The organism is Streptomyces sp. ISL-66 (assembly GCF_018614135.1).
GTDB lineage: Bacteria > Actinomycetota > Actinomycetes > Streptomycetales > Streptomycetaceae > Streptomyces.
Genome location: NZ_JAGGOW010000227.1, coordinates 1 through 5,099 on the forward strand (window position 1 = coordinate 1; position 5,099 = coordinate 5,099).

A 5,099-nucleotide genomic window follows, 5' to 3' on the forward strand; every position below is an offset into this window, starting at 1 on the left:
TCGACAAGACACCAGAGAGCTACGAGGCCGGCCTGCATCTGTGTGGTGCGATGCTCTGGCTCCGCAGCATCGCACCACACCCATGATCTGAACTCCAAACAGGACCTAGCCCGGAACATCCACCAGAATGCGGGGATGGAATCGGGCGGGGTGGCGGAACCGGTGCGTCGGGCGGTGGCGGCAGCACGTGCTGCGCGGGAGACGGGTGGCTGGGACGAGTACCGGGTGCTGCTGGGGCGGGCGGGTGCCGACGGAGTGGGGGCCTTGCGGGGCGGTCTGGAACTGATCGGTTCCGGTGGGGTGTTCGAGCGCGAGGTCGGCTGCGACCTGTTGGGCGAGGCGAGCGAACGGCACGAGGCGGTGCGCGGCGAGACGGCCGGCGCGTTGGCCGCCCTGGCCGAGCGGGAGACCGAGCGGTGCGTGCTGCGGTCCCTGGCGCGCGCGATCGGGAGCACGGGGGACGCGCGCGCCGTGCCCGTCCTGGTCGCCCTCGCCGGACATCCCGACGCCGGGGTCCGCCAGGAGGTGGCGTCCTCGTTCACCGGGGTCATCACGGGCCGGCCGGACGGAGCGGACGTCCGTGCGCTCACCGCGCTGACTCGGGATGAGGACCCGGAGGTCCGGAGCTGGGCGACCTTCGTGCTGGGGTTCCAGGCCGAGGTGGACGGGCCCGCGATCCGCGCGGCCTTGTGGGAGCGGACGGCGGACGACCACGCCGACGCCCGGGAGGAAGGCATCCGCGGGCTCGCCCGCCGGCACGACCCGCGCGCGGTACCGCTGCTGGTGGAACTGCTCGGGAACCCCCAGGGAGCTCACGTCCACACGTTCGCGGCGGCCCAGATCATGGGAGTTCCCGAGCTGCTGCCCAGCCTGCTGGCGTACGAGCCCGACGCGGCGGGGGTGACGGCTGCCGTGAGGGCGTGCGATCCGGTGGCACGCGCCCATCTGGAGGCGTCCGCAGGGGAATTGATATCGGCCCTGTACCGCCTCCGCCCCCGGCTGGATGCCGCGCTCTACCGCGAGCTCTTCGGCCCGGACCTGACCCTCGGCCTCTTCGGCACAGCCGGCTCCTCGAGCTATGACGTGGAAGCACTGCTCGCCCGCGCGGACGGCGACCCCTCGCGCGCTGCGCAGCTCGTGATGCGGGACGCCGACCGAAGCCGATAGCCCCCACACCTCCCTGCCACGGTGGCCGGCCACACCGGGCACGGCGATCGCCTGCCGGCCCACCTCGGCTGGACGGGTCCTCGCGCGGTTCCCCCCTTCCACGGGACACCTCGCGGGACGCGGCCGACGCCGATCCTGGTGAGGCCTGCTGTCCTTACCGGAGCGAGGAGTTCGAGACGGCAGTAGCGTTCTCGCTTGCTGGCGACGGGTCGGTCCTGACGAGTGAACACGCAGAACGTGGCCTGGAGATGTTCCGAGTGGGCGACTTTCCGATCTACACGTTGACCTTTGTGCGGGGTCTGAGCCCTCTCGAGCTGCTCACCCGCATGGGCGTTGACCAGGGGACCCTCGCACTTCGCGACGGCATAGATCTGTCGGACGACTTCGGCGACGACCTTCTCGACGATGAGGAACCGGTCGTCACCACGGGCATCGATGCCTCGTGGACGTGGGCATGGGAACAGGGTGGTGTGCACGGGCTCGAGGAACAGATCCTGAGCGCCGTGTCCGTCGGCACGGAGGCCGTTGCCCTGCATTACAACGAGAAGCCGATGTACTGGTTCAAGTACGCGGTCGACGGCGACGTCATCGTCGACTTTCACACGCTCCAGGAGATCGAGCTGACCGGGCAGGACCCGACACGGCTCGACGAGCACATGCGGCCGCTGGGGCTCGTCCCTGGCGAGTGGCCCCCTCTCTATGGCGTCCTGTCACTCGTCGAGAACGCCTTCGGTATCCGGCTGACGCATCCGGGAGAGGTAGACGATCCGCGTATGAGCGGCCGGTTGGCCCCTTTGCCGGAGTGACTCCTCACGCGACTGGGCTGTCCAAGTCCGGTTAAGAGGGCTGTCAAGCAGCGGCTGCAACGGCGTCGACCTGCGGGGGTACGGGGGCAGTTCGGGGACTGATTCACGCACCGCCGGACCGCGGCCAGCTCCGGTCGGGTGACCGAAGGCACCCCGGGCAACCCGTACCGCGACGGCAGGGAGTCCGCCAAGTGCCCGCGGTCGTGCCCATAACCAGCCGTGCGCCCAGGTTTTGGACCACCTCAGTGCTGTGTAGCAAGGGAATCAATTGCACGCACCGGGACGTGGGGCCCACCACGATCCGGTGACCGACCCTGCTGGGCCCGCCCGCACCGCATGACCCTGGAGGTAATCGACCGCCGCGGGGCCCGAGGCCAGGATGGTCGTCGTGCGGGACAGCCCCTGGCAGCCACTCTCTGGAGGAACCGCGTCATGCCGTACTTCGAGTCCGCCACCGACCGCACCCGCCTCCACTTCGTCGACTACGGCCCCTCGGACGGCCCCGTCATCGTCTTCCTTAACGGCTCCTACTTCGGTACCGAGATGTGGGAGTACCAGATGCTGCCGCTGGCGGCCGGAGGTTTCCGCTGTGTGGGCTTCGACCGCAGGGGACACGGCAGGTCCGAGGACGTCTGGGGCGGCTTCGACCTCGACACCCTCGCCCGGGATCTTGGCTCGCTGCTGGATCAGCTGGACCTGCGCGACGTCACCTTGGTCGGGCATTCGATCGGCGCGGTCGAGGTGGTCCGGTACCTGACCCTTCGCGGTACCGACCGGGTGGCGCGCGTCGCGCTCGTCGGCGCAATCGCCCCCGGGCCGGCCCGCTCCACGGACCACCCGGAGGGACTCGACCCGGAGCTGATCCGCGGATTCAACGCGACCTTCCGGCAGGACCGGGCAAAGTTCTTCGCCGACGGCGCCAACGCGTTCTTCGCCCGCCACCTGCCCGGCCCGAAGGTGTCCGACGCGTACGTGGCGTACATGGTGGACCGCTGCCACGGGGCAACGGCGCGCGCCGCCAACGCCCTGGGGGACCTCCTCCCCTCCCTGAACCTTGTCCCGGAGCTAGTGAAGATCGACTGCCCGGTCCTCGTCATCCACGGATCGGACGACGCCTCCGCCCCCCTCGCCCTCACGGGCCGCCGCGCGGCCGACCTCATCCCGGGGGCGGAGCTGCACGTGTACGCGTACGCGGGTCACGGACTGTTCGCGACCCACGCGGACCGCCTCAACGACGACCTACGCGCCTTCGCCCGCGCCCGTGCCGGCGCCTGACGGTTGAGCCCACGCCCGCCGGTACTGCGTGGGCTTCCGCCCTATCCTGCGACGGCCGCTCATCTGGAGGGTGTCGCCGCAGACCGCCTCCGAAGCCTTGCCCTTCCCGCCGGTGATCGGGGCCGCGGACCTCCGTGCCGTCTCCCGGTGGGGAGAGCAACTGAGCAGGTTTGGGGAAACCACCGAGCACACGGATGAGGACATCCAAGGCTGTGGCGGATATGAGCCGGTGGATGGTGGTGTCACGACGGCTGCGTGGGGTCAGCCGGATGAATGACGGGCTCGATGTGGCTCAGGCACTGGCCGGCGGTTGCCCAGGCCGAGCGGGTGCCCGGGATTTCGTTAGAGAGTTCGCAGCATCCTGGGCCGCCCCTTTGACCTCGACTGATGGGTTCTCCGTCGATGAGGTGAAGCAGGCGGAGGAGCGGCTGGGTCTTCCGCTGCAGGTTGCTCTGCGGGAGGCGTACGGGTTGTTCGGCCGACGCCGTGACCTCGTTGCGCGGCAGGATCCCCTCCTTGAGCCGGATCAGCTGCTCCTCGATCCTTCTGGTCGGGTTCTGGTCTTCCGCGGCGAGAACCAGGGTGGTGCGGGCTGGGGTGTGCGTCTGACCGAACTGTCGAGGGGAGACCCGCCGGTGGCTCTGTTCTCCGATCATCTGCCGCAGCTCACGACGTGCTCGTTCCTGGACCGTGTCTCGCCGGCTTGTGTGGAGATGGTCCTGAGCGAAGCTGTCATGGCTAGGTCAGGCGGGCCAGAAGGACGTGCGTGTCGGGCACCAAGTGCGGTAGTTGCCGTCGTGGAGGCCCAGTTCGCACCGGTTCCGCTGCCGCCGCACCCGGCATGGTCCGAGCCGATGGACCGGCCGTGCGGTGGTTTTCCTCGCCTGGCTCGGTCCTGCGACTCGAACCCGGACTCGTGGGCATGGACCTGGTCGTGATCGGACGGAGAGAGGCTGATCTTCAACACGCTCTCGCCTCGATCCCAGGTGAGTGGCCTGCCGCCTCGCTCGCGCTGACGGACCCCACCGACGCATACGACGTCGAGCTGCCCTTCTGATGTTCATGGCGGCTGAGCGAGAAGGATGCCATCGGCCTGCGACCTGGATCGCGTCGAGCGCCGTGCGGGCGGCGGCCTGGCAGGACCTGCTGCATCGATCCCGACAGATGGCCTTGATGCCGGGATGGGCGGCGGGCCAGGCGGCCACCGTGTCAGCGGTGCGGTCGGGCAGGAGATCGATGGGCCGCCGGGCGTTGGACGGTGATCCCGTGCCCGGCGAAGAACGCGTTCGCCCGCTGCCAGGAGGCGATGGCGGTGTGCTGGCGCTGGTCGGCCCAAGGTGCTGCCGTCGCCGACCTCGAGCAGGATGTAGGGCTCCGGTCCTGACGCCGGCTCCCTTGGGGCTATCAGCCGTATTAATAGGGGAGAGCAGGCACGGCCCGGTCGGCTGTGGCGATCGGGGGCCGGTGCCCCTGCTCTGCCTCGTCTGGCGGCGGGCCGGTGTCCTCTTCGCGATGGTGTGCGGCGGGACCTAGCTACTAGCCGCAGCTGGGCTGGGCCGTGGGCGCATGCGATTTTGACGGTGCGGGGGGCCTCATGTAGAGTCAAACGGTTGCCTGGAACTGGACAAGTTCGGCAACGAGCCCCCGAAGAAGCAATTCCGAGTGGGCACCCTCGACTCCTCATCCAGGAATCTAAAGCCGGGAAATCCGGTGGAAATCTTCTGATAGAGTCGGACTCGCCGGAAAGGGAAACGCGAAAGCGAAGAACTGGAAAGCGAAACCCGCTGACTGGGAATCGGACGCGAAAGAGTCTGATAGAGTCGGAGACACAAGAACGAAGGAAGCGCCCGG

4 protein-coding genes are annotated in these 5,099 nt (G+C 68.8%); 3 read left to right on the forward strand and 1 reads right to left on the reverse strand.

The genetic code is table 11. From position 1 onward, the window contains the following. Positions 1–174 precede the first annotated feature (174 nt). The 3 genes from J7E97_RS34090 (at position 175) to J7E97_RS34100 (ending at position 3,248) form a co-directional block, all read left to right on the forward strand. Complete coding sequence (locus J7E97_RS34090) at positions 175–1,167, forward strand: HEAT repeat domain-containing protein (protein ID WP_215035299.1); 993 nt, start codon at positions 175–177, stop codon at positions 1,165–1,167. 248 nt (positions 1,168–1,415) lie between these two features. Beyond that, on the forward strand, positions 1,416–1,973 hold the full coding sequence (locus J7E97_RS34095; protein WP_251055613.1) for a DUF6461 domain-containing protein: 558 nt from the start codon (positions 1,416–1,418) through the stop codon (positions 1,971–1,973). A 432-nt stretch (positions 1,974–2,405) separates the two neighbouring features. Further along, the gene (locus tag J7E97_RS34100; protein WP_215035301.1) at positions 2,406–3,248 is read left to right on the forward strand and encodes an alpha/beta fold hydrolase; all 843 of its coding nucleotides are present in this window, start codon (positions 2,406–2,408) and stop codon (positions 3,246–3,248) included. A gap of 242 nt (positions 3,249–3,490) precedes the next feature. Here J7E97_RS34100 and J7E97_RS34105 read toward each other — a convergent pair whose 3' ends face one another. After that, complete coding sequence (locus tag J7E97_RS34105) at positions 3,491–3,904, reverse strand: hypothetical protein (RefSeq protein ID WP_215035303.1); 414 nt, start codon at positions 3,902–3,904, stop codon at positions 3,491–3,493. Between the last annotated feature and the right edge of the window lie 1,195 nt (positions 3,905–5,099).

What these genes read in the sequence shown, in the direction of transcription:
- J7E97_RS34095 (WP_251055613.1), top strand. Translation starts at nt 1,416, where the DNA reads ATGTTCCGAGTGGGCGACTTTCCGATCTACACGTTGACCTTTGTGCGG.
- J7E97_RS34100 (WP_215035301.1), top strand. Translation starts at nt 2,406, where the DNA reads ATGCCGTACTTCGAGTCCGCCACCGACCGCACCCGCCTCCACTTCGTC.
- J7E97_RS34105 (WP_215035303.1), bottom strand. Translation starts at nt 3,904, where the DNA reads ATGATCGGAGAACAGAGCCACCGGCGGGTCTCCCCTCGACAGTTCGGT.